General features: G+C 72.7%; 12 protein-coding genes. 4 read left to right on the top strand and 8 right to left on the bottom strand.

Annotation, left to right across the window (positions count from 1 at the left end; genetic code table 11):
- The first annotated feature begins 10 nt into the window (after nucleotides 1-10).
- Both KVF89_RS19215 and KVF89_RS19210 read left to right on the top strand, forming a co-directional pair.
- Nucleotides 11-1345, top strand: coding sequence for a right-handed parallel beta-helix repeat-containing protein (locus KVF89_RS19215; protein WP_257429153.1), 1335 nt, complete (start codon nucleotides 11-13; stop codon nucleotides 1343-1345).
- A 6-nt stretch (nucleotides 1346-1351) separates the two neighbouring features.
- Nucleotides 1352-2584: a Dyp-type peroxidase gene (locus KVF89_RS19210; RefSeq protein ID WP_257427778.1), complete on the top strand. Its 1233-nt coding sequence runs from the start codon at nucleotides 1352-1354 to the stop codon at nucleotides 2582-2584.
- A gap of 10 nt (nucleotides 2585-2594) precedes the next feature.
- Here the strand turns inward: KVF89_RS19210 and KVF89_RS19205 are convergent, their stop codons facing one another.
- The 5 genes from KVF89_RS19205 to KVF89_RS19185 all read right to left on the bottom strand — a co-directional run bounded on the left by KVF89_RS19205 (nucleotide 2595) and on the right by KVF89_RS19185 (nucleotide 11839).
- The gene (locus tag KVF89_RS19205) at nucleotides 2595-3386 is read right to left on the bottom strand and encodes a hypothetical protein (protein ID WP_257427777.1); all 792 of its coding nucleotides are present in this window, start codon (nucleotides 3384-3386) and stop codon (nucleotides 2595-2597) included.
- Nucleotides 3387-3511: 125 nt separating this feature from the next.
- Nucleotides 3512-8269: an SdrD B-like domain-containing protein gene (locus tag KVF89_RS19200; protein WP_257427776.1), complete on the bottom strand. Its 4758-nt coding sequence runs from the start codon at nucleotides 8267-8269 to the stop codon at nucleotides 3512-3514.
- Nucleotides 8270-8440: 171 nt separating this feature from the next.
- A complete protein-coding gene (locus KVF89_RS19195) occupies nucleotides 8441-10015 on the bottom strand; it encodes a LuxR C-terminal-related transcriptional regulator (RefSeq protein WP_257427775.1) in 1575 nt (524 codons plus the stop codon).
- A 213-nt stretch (nucleotides 10016-10228) separates the two neighbouring features.
- A complete protein-coding gene (locus KVF89_RS19190; protein WP_257427774.1) occupies nucleotides 10229-10816 on the bottom strand; it encodes a class F sortase in 588 nt (195 codons plus the stop codon).
- A gap of 309 nt (nucleotides 10817-11125) precedes the next feature.
- Nucleotides 11126-11839 (bottom strand): response regulator, encoded by a 714-nt coding sequence (locus KVF89_RS19185; protein ID WP_257427772.1) that lies wholly within the window; start codon nucleotides 11837-11839, stop codon nucleotides 11126-11128.
- A gap of 253 nt (nucleotides 11840-12092) precedes the next feature.
- Here KVF89_RS19185 and KVF89_RS30140 point away from each other — a divergent pair, with 253 nt between their 5' ends.
- Entirely contained in the window at nucleotides 12093-13925 is a 1833-nt protein-coding gene (locus KVF89_RS30140; RefSeq protein WP_273475422.1) for a CLIPPER-2 domain-containing protein, read from the top strand.
- Nucleotides 13926-14039: 114 nt separating this feature from the next.
- On the opposite strand, the gene KVF89_RS19175 is transcribed toward KVF89_RS30140, so the two are convergent.
- Entirely contained in the window at nucleotides 14040-14711 is a 672-nt protein-coding gene (locus tag KVF89_RS19175) for a hypothetical protein (RefSeq protein WP_257427771.1), read from the bottom strand.
- A 150-nt stretch (nucleotides 14712-14861) separates the two neighbouring features.
- Between KVF89_RS19175 and KVF89_RS19170 the strand changes: the two genes are divergently transcribed.
- Nucleotides 14862-17210 (top strand): ATP-binding protein, encoded by a 2349-nt coding sequence (locus KVF89_RS19170; RefSeq protein ID WP_257427770.1) that lies wholly within the window; start codon nucleotides 14862-14864, stop codon nucleotides 17208-17210.
- 5 nt (nucleotides 17211-17215) lie between these two features.
- Here the strand turns inward: KVF89_RS19170 and KVF89_RS19165 are convergent, their stop codons facing one another.
- The gene (locus KVF89_RS19165; protein ID WP_257427768.1) at nucleotides 17216-17503 is read right to left on the bottom strand and encodes a hypothetical protein; all 288 of its coding nucleotides are present in this window, start codon (nucleotides 17501-17503) and stop codon (nucleotides 17216-17218) included.
- An 84-nt stretch (nucleotides 17504-17587) separates the two neighbouring features.
- Nucleotides 17588-18694 (bottom strand): metallopeptidase domain-containing protein, encoded by a 1107-nt coding sequence (locus KVF89_RS19160; RefSeq protein WP_257427766.1) that lies wholly within the window; start codon nucleotides 18692-18694, stop codon nucleotides 17588-17590.
- Between the last annotated feature and the right edge of the window lie 15 nt (nucleotides 18695-18709).

The raw sequence follows: 18709 nt of genomic DNA, 5'->3' as shown, positions 1-18709 counted from the left end.
GTGGTTGTCCGTGTCCCGAGGTCGGCTGACCGCGACCCTGCTCGCGCTCCTCCTGGCCGGCGCCGCGCTCGCCGGGTGCTCCTCCGATCCTTCCTCCGGAGGACCCGAGAAGGAGCGCCCCGACACCCCGCGCTCGGAGGTCGTGCGAGTCCCCCAGGACGCGCCGACGCTCGGCGAGGCGCTGGAGTCGGTCGCCGAGGGCGGCCTGGTCCTCGTCGATCCCGGCACCTACCCGGAGCAGGTGCTGGTCGAGGTGCCGGGCGTGACGATCCGGGGCACCGACCGCAACGACGTGGTGATCACCGGCGAGGGGCGGCGCACCTCCGGGATCGTGGTGATCGCCGACGGCGTCACCGTCGAGAACCTCACCGTCACCAGTACGACGCTCTACGGCGTGCTGTTCACCGGCGTGCACGAGGGCCGGGAGGTGCTGACGCCGGGCCAGGACGGCTACGAGTCGTTCGACCCGGAGCGCTTCCCGCCGCTGGAGCGGTTCCGCATCGATCACGTGACGGCCACCAACAACGGGCTCTACGGCATCTACGCGTTCAACACCCGGCACGGCGTGATCGTCGACTCCTGGGCGTCCGGGTCCGCCGACAGCGGGATCTACGTCGGCCAGTGCCGGGAGTGCGACACCGTGGTCTCCGGCAACGTCACCACCCGCAACGCGGTGGGCTTCGAGAACGCCAATGCGTCGGACTCCCTGTCGATCGTCGGCAACCGGTTCAGCGGCAACCGGGTCGGGATGACGCTGACCTCCAACTACCAGGAGGCGTTCGTCCCCCAGCGCGGCAACCTCGTGGCGGGCAACGTGGTCAGCGACAACAGCGAGCCGCAGTCGCCTTCCCAGGCCGACGGCGGCTGGGGCGTGGGCATCGGCATCGGCGGCGGCCAGGACAACCGGCTGGTGCGCAACCTGGTGGCGGGCAACCTGCGCGCCGGCGTGCTCCTCGACAGCGTCGAGGACGTGCCGAGCACCGGCAACGCCCTGGAGGGCAACGCCTTCCGGGGCAATGGCGTCGACGTCGCCAACGCCTCCAGCGAGCTCACCCCGGCAGCCGGCAACTGTGCCGTCGACGCGGCCGGCCTGTCGGTCCTCCCGGCCGACCTCCTCGACCGCTGTACGGCGCCCGCCCAGCCCGCCGTGTCCGGCACGGACCTGCCCGGAGGCCAGGCACCGGAGGGGATGAGCTTCCTGGAGGTGCCGCTGCCGGGCGACCTGCCGTCGCTCGACGCCACGGACGACGTACCGGTCCCGCTGCCCGCCACGATCATCCACCCGGACCTGGGCCAGATCACCGTCCCGGCGGCGTCACTGCTCGCCGACCTCGGACGAGGCTAGGCCTCGGTGGGCGAGGAGCGGCGTCCGGCGACGAGCCGGCGTCGGCTGTTGGCCGGATCCGCCGCCGGTCTGGCTGTCGGCGGCGCGGGCGGCTTCTGGGCCGGGACCCGGCCGACCGACGAACCACGTACGACGCCCGGCGCGCCCGCAGCCGCAGCGGGTGTGGAGACGGCGGACGGGCGCGGCCTTCCCGTCCCGGCCGCCGGTCCCCGCCAGGCCGGGGTGGACCGGCCCGCCACTCCCCCGCGCCAGCTGTCGTTCGTCGTGCTCGGCGAGCGCGCGGGGACTCCGCTGGACCGGGCCGGCATCGCGGCCCTGCTCGCCGGCCTCGGCGACGAGATCCGCACCCTGACCGCGAGCGAGGCACCCGACCCGAGGATGCCCGACGGCCCCGGGAACCTGACCGTCCAGGTCGGCATCGGCGCCGCGTGGGCGGACCTCGCCGAGACCGGTCTCGGCGACCGGGTCCGGCTGCCCACCTTCCGCGGCAGCGACGCGCTGCCCGGTGACCTGCGAGACGGCGACCTGGTGCTGGCGGTCGCCGCCGACGATCCCGCACTTCCCGACCATGTCGTCGACCTGCTCCTGACCGGCATGACCGGACCGACGGCGCCCGCCGGGCTGCGGGTGCTGTGGGCCCAGCGGGCCTTCCGCTCACCCGGGTCGGGCGCGGTCGTCCGCAACCCGCTCGGCTTCCGCGACGGCATCATCCAGCCGGCGGACGCGGCCGCCATGGACGACAGCGTGTGGATCGCGGAAGGCCCGGCCGCGGGCGGCACGATCGGCGTGGTCCGCCGCTTCTCCCTGGACGCCGCGGCCTTCGGCACGCTCGACGCGGAGGAGCAGGCGGCCGTGATCGGGCGACGTCCCGACGGCACCCCCCTGAGTGGCGGGGACCCCGACGGCGACGTCGACCTGACCGCGAAGACCCCGCACGGGGAGTACCTGGTGCCGGCCGACTCCCACGCGCGGGCGGCCCACCCGTCGTTCACCGGTTCCCCGCTGATGGCCCGCCGCAGCTATGCCATCCGCGTCGACGGCGACGGCACGGCTCCGCGGCCGGGCCTGCTCTTCTGGAGCTTCCAGAACGACGTGGGCGTCTTCGCCCGCACCCAGCAGCGGATGGATCGCGTCGATCGGCTGATGGACTTCGCGGCGCCGACCGCCGAGCTGGGCTACCTGGTGCTGCCGGGATTCACTGCGGACCGGCCGCTCGGCGCGGGCCTCTTCGGCACCTGATCCGCGCCGGTCACCCGCCGGTGCGGGACTTCAGCACCTCCGTGGCGCGGGCGCGCAGGGCATCGTCGCCGGCGGCCGTGGCGGGGCCGGCACCCTCGCGGACCACGTCGATGCGAGCGAACTCGCCCTCCGCCTGTCCGAGATAGGCCTCGAAGCGGAGCAGTGCGCCGTCCTTGTCGATCCAGTACCTGGTCCGGCCGGAGTCGGCCGGCTCGCCACCCGGCGATGCCGTCGCGGAGGCCTGCTGGGGACCTTCGAGCACCGAGACCCTCGTCCCGTCCACCTCGTCGGAGCGGAGGTAGCGGGCCGTGCTCTGCCGCAGCAGTGCGGGGTTCTCCGGTCGGTCGCTGCCCAGGTTGAGGGCGAGCGCCAGGAAGATGTCGTGGGGGTACTGCGTCGACATGGCGCGCTGGGTCCAGGCGGCCAGCTCCGGAGGCGGGTCGCCGTCGGCGCCGGGTGCCGTGGCCACCGTCGCCAGGTCCCACGCCGCGACGCCGCTGTCCGTCTCGCCGTCCTCGCGGGTCTCGAAGGTGCCGTAGGCCAGGTGCTCGCGCAGGTCGAGGGTGATCGCGTAGGAGATCTCGGGCGAGCCCGGCCACGCCATGGCCACCCGGACCGGAGAGGCGGAGTAGAGCTGGAAGCGGACCAGCGCCAGCAGCTCGGCCTCCTCGCTCGTCAGCGGCCGCGGTTCCTCGGCCGCCGGCGCCGTGTCGTCCGACCCGCAGCCGGCCGCCACCGCGGTCAGCCCGAGCGCGCCGAGCGCGCCGCCGAGCAGGGTCCTGCGCTGCACTCGCACCGTCATCTGCCGCTTCCTTCCTCGCCTGCCCCGGAGCCATGGTCCCCGACCACCCGGACGAACCTCACCCCGGGTCCCGCTGACGCGGGAAGCCCGGGGTGAGGTTCGTCCGTACTGCTGAGCCCCCCAGCTCAGCCCACGGGGACCAGGGTCACCACCAGGTTCTTGCGGTAGTGGAACCGGCCGTTGCCGTAGGTCACCTTGTCGGTGCAGGTGACCAGCTGGACCCGCGCCTTGCCGGTCATCGTGAACAGCTTCTTGGGCAACGGCTTGGACCGCAGGAAGGTCTTGGACTTCTTGACCTTGTAGGTCCGCACCGTTCCGGTCGTGTCCGTCAGCTCCACGAGCTGGCCCTTCTTGGCCTTCTTCAGGTCGAAGAAGGCGCCGGGCCGGTCGTGGTTGTCGGAGACGTGGCCGACGATGACCGCCGTGCCGATGACGTCACCCAGCTCGGCCGAGGTCCGCAGCCAGCCGGTGAGGTTCCGGTTGCTCGGGACGTTGGCCTTCTTGCCGGTCACACCGATCGGCTTGACCTTGGCGTCGATGCCGAGCTTGGCGAAGCCGAGCTTGGCGGGCCGGGTCTTGCGGGCCGGCCCGGAGCCGGCGGAGCCGGAGCCCTCGAAGCCGGTGTCGATCACCCGGACCGGGTTGACCCCCCGGCTGACCAGGCTGGTCTCCTCCTTCAGCCCACAGGCATGGCTCGCCGCCTTGTTGAGGTCGTCTGCCGTGGTGCTGGCGATCCAGGTGTAGTAGCCCGGTGCGTTCACCGTGATCGACGGTGTCCGCACCGTGCCGTTGGCCGGGGTGAACGCCACCGTGCCGACCGCGGTCGCGGGCGTGCAGGTCGCGGCGCCCGGGCTGCTGAACGGGCCGTACAGCGTGGCCGAACCGGTCGACGTACCGCCGGGGCGGAAGCCGCTGATGGTGACGACGTCCGACAGTGCGACCCCGACCTTGGCGGTGGCGTGCGACGTCTGGGTCGTCAACGTCACGTCGTTGGGCAGCAGGACGAACCCGAAGTCCAGACCCAGGTCCTTGTCACCGTCCTCGAAGAGGCTCTTCGACTCGGCGCTCCAGGTCGAGGAGTCCGCTTCCCGGTCGCCACCGGCGCCGGCCTTCGTCGGCCCGTACGGCGCCAGCGCCGTCTTGGTCGACGCCGCGTCGCGGTCGATGGAGACCGTGTACGTCTGGCCGGCGGGGAGCAGCGGCAGGCCGTCGAAGAGGTACGTGCCGTTGGCGTCGGTGGTCACCGGGCCCACGGGGTTGCCGTAGACGTCGGTCACCGGGTTGCCGTCCGGCCCGGTCAGGACCAGGACGACACCGGGGATACCGGGCTCGCCCGCATCCTGGACGCCGTCGCGGTCCGCGTCGACCCACACCAGGTCGCCGACCGACACCGCCGGCCGCACGAACCCGAAGTCGAGCGTCGGGTCGCGGTCGCCGTTGCCGGTCAGGTCGCCCGACTCCGCCTCCCAGGTCGACGAGTCCGTGCCCGGCGTTCCCTGCCCGGTCTGGGTCGGGATGTAGTCGGACAACGCGGCGACCGTCGACGGGTTGTTCCGGTCGATCTTGACCGTGTAGTGCTGGCCGGCCGGCAGCACCGGCAGGTCGTCGAAGGAGTAGTTGCCGTCGGAGTCCGTGGTCACCGGACCCACGGGGTTGCCGTGGATGTCGGTCACCGGGTCGCCGTTCGGGCCCTCGATCGTGAGCACCACGCCCTCGATGCCGGGCTCGCCGCCATCCTGGACGCCGTCACGGTCCGTGTCCGCCCACACCAGGTCACCGACCGACACCTTCGCCGGCACGAAGCCGAAGTCCAGCGTCATGTCGCGGTCCTGGGCCTGCGTGAGCGGCCCGGAGGTGGCGCTGCCGGTCGACGAGTCGTTCGCGGGATCGCCGCCCTGACCGGCCTGGGTCGGCACGTAGGGTGCCAACGCCGGCTGGCTGTTGTCGATCCGGACGGTGTAGCGATCGGCCGGGTCCGTGAGGACCGGGAGATCGGTGAAGCTGTAGAAGCCGTTCGCGTCCGTGACGACCGGACCGACGCCCGGAACCGGGTTGCCGTCGGGGCCGACCAACGTGAGCGTGACGCCGGGGATCCCGGGCTCGCCCGGGTCCTGGACGCCGTCGCCGTCGCTGTCGACCCACACGAAGTCACCGACCGCGACCGGCTTCGGGGTGAACCCGAAGTCCAGGGTCAGGTCCTTCGCGCCCGCGGTGGTCAGGTCCGTGGAGTCCGCCGTCCACAGGGACGAGTCGAGCGCGGGGTCGCCGCCCTGACCGGCCTGGGTCGGGAGGAACGGCGCGAGCGCGGTCTGCGTCGACGCCGCCGTCTGGTCGATGGTGACCGTGTAGTGCTCACCGGCCGGAAGGACGGGGAGCTTGTCGAACAGGTACTGACCGTTCGCGTCGGTGGTCACCGGTCCGACCGGGTCACCGTTCACGTCGACGACCGGGTCGCCGTTCGAGTCCGTCAGCTTCAGCACGACGCCCTCGATGCCGGACTCGCCCGGGTCCTGGATGCCGTCGCCGTCGCTGTCGATCCACACGTAGTTGCCGACCGACACCGACGCCGGGCTGAACCCGAAGTCGATGGTGTGGTCGTTCTCGCCGCGGTTGCCCGTCGTGATCGACGCCTGCGGATAGTTGGCGACGATCGTGCCGTCGGAGTCGAGACGGTCCTGCTCCGCACCGGTGCCCTGGTCCGCGTCGCTGAGAGTGACGCCGGCCAGCTTGCCGCTGCCGGTGTAGTCCTCGGGCTTGTCGAGCCGGATCACGTAGTCGGTGTTGAACCCGACGCCGTCGGTGACGGAGTCGAAGTAGTACTCACCGCGCGAGTTGGTGACCTTGGTGGCGACCAGGTTGCCCTGGTCGTCGTACAGGTTCACGGTGACGCCGGCGATGCCTGCCTCACCCGGGTCCTGGATGCCGTCGCCGTTCGCGTCGTCCCAGACCCGGTTTCCGATCTGGATCGGCGCGAAGTCGCAGAGCACCTCCATGTCGGCCATGCCCTGGCCCTTGCCGAAGCCGTCGGCCCCGGTCAGCCGGTTGCCGGTGTTGCCGGCGCCGCCGGTGTCGACCTCGTCCGGGTCGCTCGTGGCGCCGCTGCCCACGGTCTGCAGGGCGTTGCCCGTCCCGCGCGAGATCGAGGCGTAGCCCTGCGTGAAGAAGCCCGCCGGGTCCATGATGTTGCTGGCGATGCCGCGCTCGCCGCGGCTCAGGGCCATGCCGCCGAAGGTCGCCTCGGCATGGACAGTGCCGTCACCCTTGAAGTACTCACCGGAGAACTGACCGGCCGCGACAGGTGCGACCCCGCAGGCACCGTTCATGTCCAGGGTGAAGGTGGTGTCACCGGGCTCGATGCAGGCCTTGTTGATGTCACCGCTGACGTTGTAGTTGACCAGGCCGATCGTCGAGCCACCGGTGCCCGTGGTGTCGGCGAAGTAGGTCGAGTTGACGCCGAGCATCTGGTCGCCCGTACGGTCACGGAAGCCGACGACCAGGTCGCCGTTGTTCTCGATGAGGATGTCGGTCATCCAGGCCTGCGGGTCCGGGATCTGCCCGGACTTGTTGCCGCAGGCGATGCCCTCGTCGTTCCACGGCCGGTAGGTCGTGTTGTCCCGTCCCCAGCAACCCGAGCCGCCGTTGAGCTCACGCCGGGTGGTCAGGGTCTGGTCCATGACCTTCCCGATCGGCGCGTAGGTGTCGGCGTCGTAGGTCAGCACGATCGCCTTCATGTCGGCGGGTGCCTGGCTGGACTCGGCCGAGCAGACGCCGCCGACGTAGAGCACGCCCTCGCGCTCGCCGAGAGCGGCCGGACGCCAGTCGGACGCGGCAGCACAGCCCGGGTTGGCCGAGAGGTCGACGACCTGGGTCGGCGCGCCCATCGTGGCCGCCGAGGCGTCGTACACGTAGAGCTTGCGCTCGAACAGGTTGATCACCTGGAGGTCGTCGCCGTCCTCACTGACGTCGAGGTCGCCGAGCGACTCCTTGCCGACGGCAGGCGCGAAGTTCCAGTCCAGGCGGCCGCCCGGCAGCGTGTCGTTGGTGTGGGCGCGGGTGCCGACGTTCGGCACGTTGCCCCACAGCGTGGCGGGGCCGCCACTGGCGTCGGTCACGTAGATCGCGCCGGCTCCACCCGGGCCGTAGGCGCTGCCGCGCTTGGCGAAGGCGCCCGCGAAGACCCTCTTGTCCTGCTTGCGGTAGCCGATGCCGTAGAGGGCTCCGGTCGCGGCCTTGGTGGACAGCGTCGTCTTGCCGACGTCGGCACCCTCCGCCCGGTAGGGCGCGGTGACCAGGGTGTCACCCGTCTCGTTGTTGGCCAGTCCACCACCGCTGTTGAACATCGGCGGCTGGCAGGCCGTCACGATGAGCGGGTTCGACTGGCAGTAGTCGCTGGAGTCCCAGAAGGCCGTCGTCAGCTCGACGGTCTGGTTGGCGCTGACGGTGACGAACTCCTCGTTCGGGGAGAGCCACTTCTTCGCCGGGGTCTCGGCAGTCCCCGTCTTCTCGTGCGCCGGAGCCGGCTCGAGGGTGGCGGGGTCGGGGTTGATCGCCACGATCCGGTAGGAGCCCGGCGCGTCCACGATCTCCACCATGCCGTCGGCGTCGGTGACGAGGTCCTGCGTGGCGCCGGCCTCGTCGGTGACCCGGACCGTCACGCCGGCCAGGCCCGGCTCGATGAACGGGTCGTCCCACCCGCCGTCGCCGTTGTAGTCCTGGACCACGCGGACCTTGATGGTGCCGTCACCCGGCGCCGCCAGGGCCGGAGCCGCCATCTGCGTGCCGCCCAGCACCGCCATCCCCGACACCGCCACGGCCAGGGCCGTCAGCCGTCGGGCCGAGTATGCCGGTAGGGACGAGCCCACCTGCTCGAGCCAGCGTTTCATCAGGTTGTCTCTCCTCGTTCGGCGCATGTCTGGGACCTGCGCGCGATGGTATTTCCGGTGCGGAGGCGCCCGGAACGCTTCGTAAAAAGGGATGAATCGGGGCGATGAGCGCTCACCCGCGAGCTGTCGCCTGGTGCCGCCAGGCGGTACGGATGGGGGACCCGGGCCATGTCACGTCCCCGACCAGTCGGGTACGTCGTAGGTCCAGTCGGGCGGCATCAGGGCCACCTTCTGCAGGACCTCGCCGCGGCTCGCGACCCCGAGCTTGGCGTACAGACTGCGGATCTGGGTCTTGACCGTGTTGATCGAGACACCCAGCCGCTCGGCCATCCCGGCACGCGCCACTCCTTCGAGCAGCAATCGCAGGACGAGGCGCTCACGTGGCGACAGTGGTGCCGAGAGTGCGGGACCGGGCACCCAGACTCCTGCCGCGTCCCGGGCCGCCTCGGCAAGCTCGGCCGGCAACCGGCCCTCCCGGAGCGCGAAGGCCACCAGCGGGCGGGGCAGGCACGAGACGAAGGAGCGCCAGCCCTGCCGTCGCGCCAGGTCGACGACGACGTCCAGCAGCCGCCGCGCGCTGTCCTCGTCACCGCCGGCGACGCAGGCCGCCGCCTCGAGGCCACGGAGCCGGACCGACTCGCGCAGGCTCAGGTCGTGGGCCGCCCGGGCCACCCGGGCGGCGTACCGGACCGTCTCGAACTCGCCGCTGACGTAGAGCACCGTCGCCTCGGCGACCGCCGACCACGGCGACCGCGAGCTCCCCGGCTCGACGGCGACCCATGCCTCGCGCACGTTGCCCAGGGCCAGGTTGAGGTCCGCCCGCGCCGCCCGCATGACCTCCCCCGCGATGCCCTCGCCGACGTCGGAGGGCGCGGCGACCTCGGCCTGGGACAGCAGGCGCAGGCCCACCTCGTAGCGTCCGGTGAGCAGGAGGAACTGCGCGTGCACCCAGAGCGCGAGCGGCCACAGGATGCCGTACGACGCGGGGGTGCGGGCCTGCACCATCCGGCCGGCCGCGGGGAGCGCCCGGTGGTCGACGAACAGGATCAGCCGGGTCAGCCGCAGCGCGTCGGCGGTCGCCGTCACCAGCCGACCGAGGCCCGACGCGAGCGCCTCCGCCCGGGCGAGGTGCTCCTCGGCCGCGACCAGCTCGCCGGCGACGGCGCACACCAGCGCGAGATGCGCCCCGACGTGGGCCCGGCCGGCCGGCGAGCCGTGCAGCCCCTCGGCGTCGTACGCCGTCTGGAGCAGGTTCCGGGCACCCACGACGTCGCCACCCAGCAGTGCGGTGAGGCCGTACTGCAACCGGGAGAACGCGAGGAGCGCCGGATCCACGTCGCTGTCGGGCGCGACGGCGAGCCGAGTGGCGACGGGCCGGGCGCCGTCCAGCAGCAGGCGGGCCTGCAGGAACTGCCCGGTCGCTCGATGCTGATAGCTGGAGAGGAGGTAGGCGAGCAGGATCTCCTCATCGGTGCGGTGCCCGCGGCGGATCTGGGCCATCGCCTCGTCGACCAGCGCCCAGGCGCCGGACCCCGTCGTCAGGCCGCTGGCCACGGCGACGAACCGCAGTGCGGGGCTCCGGGCGAGCCTCTCGGAGGGCACCCCGGCGAGGAAGGAGCGCAGCGCAGCGGGCTCGGTGGTGTACCAGAGGTCCACCCAGCCGGACTCGAACGTGTCGATCGCCTCGTGCATCCGTCCCCCGGCAACCAATGCTCCGAGAGCGCCGACGGAGTTGACCGTGGACATCGGGGGTGAGGTCTCCTTGCCGAGAATCGAACCGGGCGGCCGCCGGGACGGGCGCTGTGGTGCCGCATGCAGCGTGGCGCAGCGCGGGCGCCGGAGACCCCGCTGTCCCCCGATGAGGGCCGAATTGCCCCCCGATCGGGGGACGCGTCATCACCCGCGGTCGAGATCGACCGGCCGTCTAGGGCCGACCAGGTCCCGACGGTCGGTTCCGTCTCATCCGGTCACCGCGCCGCCGGAGACGGGCGTCGCGTACCAGATCGTGCGGTGCGTCCAGCGCCCCGGGCCGAGCCGCTTGCCCGAGCACACCACGATCACCAGCTGTTCGGGCCCCCACCAGCGGAAGGCCTTCTTGCGGGGGACCCTGGTGGCGCCGTACTTCTTGCGTTTGGTGACCTGGTAGCAGGCAGTCGCGGAGCCGTTGCCGTTGGCGAGCACGAGCCGGTCACCCACGGCCAGCCGGCGCAGCAGCGCGTTGCCGAGCGCAGAGTTGTCGGGCCAGGTGTGCGCCGCCATGATCACGGTGCCCTTGCCCTCACCCGGCCGGATCTGCGGGTCCAGGCCCATCAGCCACTTGCCGCGCTGGGTGACCGGCGGCGTGCCGACGGCGCCCGAGGGAGTGCGGCGCACGCGGGTGACGCTGACGGACCGGCCGATAGCCGGGATGGTGGTCGTCGCCGGGGAGAACGGGCCGGCCGGCGTGGTGCAGGCAGCGGCGGCGCGCACCCGCTCGACCGGGACCGCGTCCGCGCCGGGGACGGCGACACCCCCGAGCGCGGCGGCGACGGCCAGCGCCGCGGCCACGACTGCGCGCGCGGCGCCGCGCCTGCGGGTGACCCGCGTCTGCTCGACCCGCTGCAGTCCGGGTTGTACGGGGGGAATGGGTGCCTCCAGGAAGTTGATGCCTGACGTCCGTCGAGATCCTCGCTCCCCTATCGGGGGCGACGACGACCTGCGATCCCACGCGTCGCCACGGACGCTAGCGGCGCGATCGAGGCCCACCCGGGCGTCCGCAGATCTGGTCGGGAAATGTCCCCCGAAGAGAGGACAGAGCCAGGTGATGAACGCCGACGCCTCCTGCACCCGACACCCGGGGGGTGAAGGGAATTCGGTTCATCCGCGGTCGTTCTCGACGGGCGACGGAGTCATCAGGCCGTCGCGGATCGCCTCCCGGTTGAGGTCGATCTTGGTCCGTACGGGACGCCCCACGTCGGCGTACTTGGCCTTCACCCGCTCGAGGTACTTCTTGGCGGTGTCGCGCCTCACGCCGAGGGCGATCGCTACCGCGTCGAGGGTCAGGCCCGACGCGTAGAGAACCAGGGCGCGCTCCTCCTGGTCGCTGAGCCGGGGCCGCTGAGTGTCGCCCGCCATCACGCTCGCCAGCTCCGGGGTGATCCACTGGCGGCGCCGAAGCACCGTCCAGACCGCGGCGACGATGTCCTCCTCGGTGTCCCGCTTGCCCACGAAGCCGGAGACTCCGGCGCGGACCATGGCGCGCACGAGCGGCACCGAGGCCATCGCGGAGAGCACCAGGACGCGCAGCCCGGAACGGACCAGCCGCTCGACAACGGCCGGGTCCGCGTCGCGACCACGGTCGACGACGAGGTCGAGGATCACGACGTGCGGCAGCGACTGCGGCGTGCCACCCGCCATCCAGGCCGCCAGCTCGTCGAGAGTCTCGCAGGAGCGCACGACCCGCAGGCCGGGCTGCCGACCGACCAGCTCCTCGGTACGCAGCCGCTGCAACCGGTGGTCCTCGACGATCGCGACGCGCCAGTACGCGGGCCCGTCCTTCTCCACCTCGGTCACGGGCTGCACCTCTGTCACGGGTGAGAGCCTTCCTGAATCTCGCGCCGTCTCACCACCTGCGTCACCCGACGTCTGCCGACGTCTCAAGCACAGCTGAGCCCCTCACCGACCGCATGCGCTGTGGGGCTCCCCCGTCTTCGGCTCCATGGCCTCTCGCCTGAGCCTGGTCCTACGTCGGACGCTCCGTCCTGTCGCCCGTTCGGGGGGCATTTGAGCCGAGTTACCCAATTTTGGGGAGCCTGCGCACTGGAAGGCCGCTACAAAACTGGACATGTCCGCATTGAAGACCCCCTCCCGTCGTCGTGTGAGGCTCGCCGGCATCGCCGCGCTGGCCACCGCGACCGCCACGATCAGCATCTTCGGAAGCGTGCCGAGCTCGCACGCCGACCCCGCCCCCGAGCCCGAGCCCGAGGTGCTCGCCCTCGGTCCGTTCGAGGTGACTCCCGCACCCGGCTCCTGCGCCGCAGTCGTCACCCTCGAGGGCGCCAACGGCGGCACCGCTGTCTCCGACGGCGACGACGACCCGGAGACGGAGGACCCGGACAACCCGCCGCAGGACGGCGGCGGCCAGGGCGCCCGGGTCCAGTTCCGGATCCCGATCGCGCCCACCGACGTGCTCACCGGCGTCGTCGGCACCGGTGGCACCGGTGGCGGCATCGGCGGCGCGTCCGGTGACCACACGGGCGGCAACGGCGGCCCGGGCGGTCACCCCGGTGGTGGCGGCGGTGGCTACACCAGCTTCATCGTGAACGGCGCGATGGTCGCCCTCGCCGGTGGTGGCGGCGGCTCCGGCGGCGGCCACAACCCCGACGAGGGCGGCGGCGGTCACGCCGGCGTGATCGAGGGCGCAGGCGCCTGGGCCGGTCAGGAGGGCGCTGACGGCAACGACGCCACCGTCGACACGCCCGGCGCGCCCGGCGGCGGCGCCGGCGGCGGGACCAGCGCGCCCGGTGCGGGTGGCGTCCACGCCACCGTCAGTGACAACAACGGCGTGGCCGGCAGCGGCCGCAACGGCGGCGACGGCGGCGGCCCCGACGGCCTCGACCAGGGCGGCGGCGGCGGCGCCGGCTACTTCGGCGGTGGCGGCGGCGCCACCACCGTGGGCAACGTGAACGGCGCGAACGGCCTGATCATCGGCGGCGGTGGCGGCGGTGGCTCCAGCTTCTTCGACACCGCCCAGGGCGCGGTCTTCATCCCCCAGGCCGAGGGCGAGACGCTGACCGAGGACGAGCCGAGCCGCAACGGCACCGGCGAGATCGCCTGGGAGCCCTGCAACTACGACCTGTCCGTCACCAAGACGGCCGCGGCCGAGGTGTTCGAGTCCGGCACGCCGGTGACCTACACCCTGGTGGTGACCAACAACGGTTCCGACCTGATGGGCATCGACGACACGGTCACCGTCACCGACGACAAGGCCGGCGGCGGCACCCTGGTGTCGGTCCAGGCCAGCGGCAGCGGCACGCCGTTCACGTGTGACACCGCGGTCGGGTCGGCGATCCCCGCCGACGGCGAGCTCGACTGCTCGCGTCCGGTGGGTGACGACGTCCGCGGTCTCGACAACGGCGAGAAGCTGACCCTCGTCTACAGCAAGGTCCTCACCGGCTCCGCGCCGGTGCTGAACAACGTGAGCGTCACCGACCGCGGCAACCCGGCCAACAACACCGCGGCGGCCACCGTGCAGCCGGCGGCTCCGAGCGTCGCGCTGGTCAAGAAGGCGAAGCCCAAGAAGGTCGCCAAGCTCGGCCAGAAGATCAAGTACACCTTCACGGTGACCAACACCGGCAACATCGCGCTGAAGACCATCGCGATCGCCGAGCAGGAGTTCAGCGGCAAGGGCAGCCTGACCCCGAAGTGCCCGGCTCTCGCGGCCACCGGCCTCGCCCCGGGCGCCTCGATCACCTGCACGGCCACCTACAAGGTCCACAAGCGTGACCTGGTCGCCGGCAAGGTCGTCAACGTCGCCACAGCCACCGGCACCACCCCCGCCGGCAACCCGGTCCAGTCGCTGCCGTCGAAGGCCAAGGTCAAGACGCCCAAGGTGAAGAAGACCAAGAAGCTGGCGGGTACGCCCGCCACCGGCGCCCGGGGCCTCTCCGGACGCTGATCCAGACAGACATCTCCCTGGGGGGAGGATGTCCAAGGCGAAGGGGCCGCACCCGACCGGGTACGGCCCCTTCGTCATGCGTGGACCGGGCCTGGGTGGCGCGCGGGTCCATCGTCACCCGCGCTCGACGTACCCGTCGTCGAGGGCGATCCGGCTGAGATCCACCTTCGAGCGCACCGGCCGGCCCGCGGCGGCGTACTTCGCCTTCACCCGGGCGATGTAGGTCTTGGCCGACTCCGACTTGACGCCCAGCGCCTCGGCGACCGCGCCGAGGGTCAGTCCGGAGGCGTAGAGGACGAGAGCCCGCTCCTCCTGGTCGCTGAGCTGCGGGCGGTCGACGTCGGCCGCGATGACGGCCGCCAGGTCGGGCGTCATCCACTCACCTTGACGCAGCACCGTCCACACGGCGTCGATGACGTCCTGCTCGGAGTCGCGCTTGCCGACGATGCCGGCCACGCCGGCCTTGATCACCGAGCGGACCAGGCCGGGCGACGCGAGCGCGGAGAGGACCAGCACGCGCAGACCGGCATCGATCAATCGGGCGACGACATCCGGGTCCACGCTCGGTCCGCGGTCGACGCTGAGGTCGAGGACGAGCAGGTGGGGACGGCCGGGCACCGGGGTTCGCTGGGCCCAGGCCAGGAACTCCGGGAGCGTGCTGCAGCTCGCGACGATGGTCAGTCCCGACTCACGTCCCAGGATCTCCTCGGTACGGCGACGCTGCAGCAGGTGATCCTCCACCAACGCCACGCGCCAGACCTCGGTCTTCGCCTCCCCCGCGCCCACGGAACGCATTCTGGCAGGTCCGGCATCCGACTGTGTACAGGTGAGTCGAACTCACCCCCGCTCCCGGGCATCGGAGGACGTCGCGGCCGGATCGGCGCGAAGGTGCCGACTGCCGCCACGACCGGGCGGCCGGTGCGGCAGGGTGGTCGGGTGCAGATCGTCCGAGTGCCCGGTCGTGGGCAGCGCCGGGACCTGGTCCACCGCCTGGTCCGAGACCTGCTCCGGCGGACGTCGCCCTTCGTCCCGGACCTCAGCGGCTGGGCGACCCGCAGCCTGACCGACGCGCTGACCCGTGCCTTCCTGGTGGGGACCGCCGGCTGGCAGGTCGTCATGCTGCTCGCCGTCGTCGCGTCGCCCGGCCCGGTGTCCGCTCTGCTCCCCCTGCTGGCGGCTCATGCCGCGGCGCTGGTCGCGACCCTCGCCACGCGGGCCGGCCGACTGCCGACCTGGGTGCCGGTGCTGGCGGTCTACGCGCTCTTCCTCGCCGACTGGGCGGCGGCCGACTCGATGGACGACCCGCTGCTGTTCGCGGCCTGCTGGATGATGAACCTCGGTGGCGTCACGCCGGCGTTCGTCCTGCGCGGGCGTACGGCGCTGGTGCTCCCAGCACTCTCGTCGGTGCTGGTGCCCGCCGCCATGCTGGCGCTGCGGCCCGATCTGCCGACGACCCTGCCTGTTGCGGTCGTCGTCACCGTGTGGGCCATCGTGCTCGCCACGCGGGTCGGGCAGTCGTATCTCTTCGACTTCGCGACCCGGGCCGACGCCGAGGCTACGGCGGCGCACCGCGACCAGGCGGCCGTGGCGTCCCAGGCGGCCGCCAGCCGCGCGGCGGCCGAGGACACCCGGGTGCTGCACGACACGGTGATCAACACCCTGGCCGCGATCGCCAGCGGCGGCGGCGCGGTCCGCGATGCCGAGGCGGTCCGCCAACGCTGCGCCCGCGACATCGCGACCGTCACCGCGCTGCAGGCCGGTGCCGAGCCGATCGGCGACGACGACGGCATCCGCGCGACGTCGTACGACACCCGGATCCGGGTCCGCCATCTGGGGCTGGATGACGCCGCGCTCACGGCGATCGAAGGCACCCTGGCGCCCGTGCGCCTGCGCGCCCTGCGGCGCGCGACCACCGAGCTGGTCCAGAACGCGGCCAAGCACGCCGGCATCGACGAGGTGCGGGTGCACGCGGAGACCCACGACGGCGATCTCGTCGTCACGGTGGCCGACGACGGTGTCGGCTTCGACCACCGGGCCGCTGGCGCCGGGCGGGTCGGTGGGCTGGCCACGTCGGTGTTCGACCGGGCGCGCGAGGCCGGTATCGACGTCGATCTCGACACGGCCCCGGGTGCAGGGACGCGGGTCCGACTCACCGTTCCCGGCGGATCCGCCCCCACGGCGCGCCCCCACCGCCGTGGTGACATCACCCGCATCGTGCGGGTCCTGCGGCGGCGGGCCTGCCTCGTCTACGCCGCCGGCGTGTCCGCTGTCGGCTTCGTGCTCGCGGTCGGCAACCATCCCGGCGAGCTGACGTCGGAGTACCTCATGGCGACCATCGCCACCCTCGGCACCGCACTGGCCTGGTGGTGCACCCGGAACCGGCGGACGCTGCCGGCCTGGGCGGCCCTCGGCCTCGCGGGCGCGTGTGGCGTGGCCTTCGTGCTCTCCGCGGCCGCCGTCGACTACGGCCGTGACGATCCGGTGCTGTGGCAGGCCGTCGGGGCCACCGGGCTCCTCGTCCTCCTCGCCGAGCTGGGCCCCCGCCCGACCACCATCGTGTGGGCGGTCCTCGGATACACCGTCGTGGTGCTCACGGTCGCCGTCGATGTCGGAGAGTCCTCCTCGGGCGCCCGGACCATCGTGCTGATAGGCGGTGCCGCGGCGCTCGGACTGATCGGGGCGTGGCGGAGTTTCCAGCACGCGATCGGCGCGATCGGCGTCCGCGCCGCCGCCGATCAGCGCGCCGCCTGGGCCGCGCGCACCCGGCTGGTCGAGCGCGAGGCCGCCGACCGCGCCCGGGCCCGCTGGCGCACGGCCGGGCTGAACCGCTCCCTCGGGCTGCTGGAGACAGCGCGCACGGCCGCCGATCCCGGGGATCCGGCACTGCGGGCACAGTGCGCGGTCGAGGAGGCCTACCTGCGTCAGCTCACCCTGCTCCATCCGGATCTGGTGCACATGGGCGAGTGGTTCGCCCGGGCCCTGAGCGACGCCCACGACCAGGGTGTGCGCCTGGTCGTGCGCGCCGGCGGCGAGGACCTGCCCGGAGACGTCTCGGCGGAGCTGGGAAACCTGCTGCTCTCCGTGGTGGCCGACACGCCGCCCGGCCAGGAGCTGACGGTGACCCTCTTCCCCGTACCGACCGGCGCGCGGATGACGCTCGTCGGCGCCCATCCGCACCTCGGCGCCGGCGTCCGCGCGACCGCGGGGCCGCTCGCCGCCGGCGCCCGGGTGCTGGCCGTCGCCGACCAGGAGGTCGCGGAGATCGTCGTCGGCATCAGCGCCTGACTCGATCAGACGTTGTCCGTCGGCGGACGGAGCGGAAGGAGGCGCACCGAGACCTGCTCGTCCACGGGCAGCGAGCCGTTGGCGCGCGTCTCCAGCTCGGCCGCACTCGCAGCGGCCAGCGCGCTCGGGAAGGGGCCGAGATACTCCGTCAGCCACGTGCTGCGGACCATGACCGCGTAGGGCTGGTCCATCCGGGCGACCAGCTCCTGTGCCCAGAGCTCGACGATCCGGTCGAGCCTGCGGGTGGACTCTCCGGGGTCGTCGCCTGGGGCGCCTTCACGAGGTGGGATCACACCTGGTGGACACGCGGCCCGACGATTGATGATGCGCATGTCGTCAGTTGCCCTGACGCGTGGGCTCGGGATCGCCGGCCGGGTTCAGCCGGCCGCGCCGGAGCGGCGGGTCCGGGGGGCGACGGTGACGACCGCGGTCCCGTCGTCCACGCTGTCCACCTCGACCCGCCAACCGTGGCCCGACCAGGGGTCCTCGCCGGCCTGCAGCAGGTCGGTGTACGGCGGGGCGCTCCGCTGCGCGATGTGCCGGCGCCGGAGCGGGTCGCACGGCGTGCCACACGCCGCTGCCGACGCGTCGACCCAGGTGATCGCGATGCCCGACTCGGGGAGATGGCGGTCGAGACCGTCCGCGGTCAGCAGCTCGACGGTGAGGAACCGGTCCGCGGTCAGCGGCAGCTCGAGCAGGCGCAATCCGGCCGGGCCGGCCGAGCGGCTGATCCGGTACGTCGAGGCGGTGCCTTCCCGAGGTACCCGGACCACGTCGCTCGCCGGGATCCATCCGGCGTCCGCCAGGTTGACGCCGAGCGTGCCGCCGGCGTGGTGCTCGTCCGGGAACGCGGCGCGCGGTGCGGTGCTGTCGCTCATCATGTCCAGCGCGCTGTCGTACTCCCCCGCGGGGCTTCCGGAGTGCGGCCAGCCCAGGGTGTGCCCCAGCTCGTGCTCGACCAGGTCGAAGGCCGGGAGCGGGCCCCAGGCGGGGTGGAAGTCGCTGGCGCCGACGTACGCCCCACGCCGGGAGACGCTCGCCGGACAGGGCGCGTCTGCCTGCGCGCAGCGCGCGCCGGGGTTGCCGAGACCGCCGTGGGCGTCGGCGCGGTGCTCGGCGTTCGCGACGGCCAGGACGGCGTCCGCCGTACGGCGCGACCGGTCCTGGGCTCGCGCCATGCACTCCTCCCCACCGTCGTCGGCACTCAGGGACAGGACCCCGCCGGCGACGAAGCGCGGGGCGTACCGGCCGTGGGACAGGGTCGCGAAGTAGCGCCGCACGTGCTCGTCGAGCTGGTCCGCGACAGTGGCCGGGTCGAGATCGAGCCGCAGCGGCGACGGCTGGTAGACCGGAGCCCGGGTGTCGAGCGGGACCGCGCAGACCCAGACCTCGATGGTGTCCTGGTTCCCGGCCGGGGGCGGCCGGCCGGCGGTCCCCGGGAGTGGTCCCGGGAGCGCCAGCAGGCCGACCGCCGCCAGCGCCACCAGGAACCACCGTCC

The organism is Nocardioides carbamazepini (assembly GCF_024614185.1).
In the GTDB taxonomy this organism is placed as follows: domain Bacteria; phylum Actinomycetota; class Actinomycetes; order Propionibacteriales; family Nocardioidaceae; genus Nocardioides; species Nocardioides carbamazepini.
The sequence above is the reverse complement of the archived record's forward strand: the minus strand, read 5'-3'. Positions and strand labels throughout refer to the sequence as shown.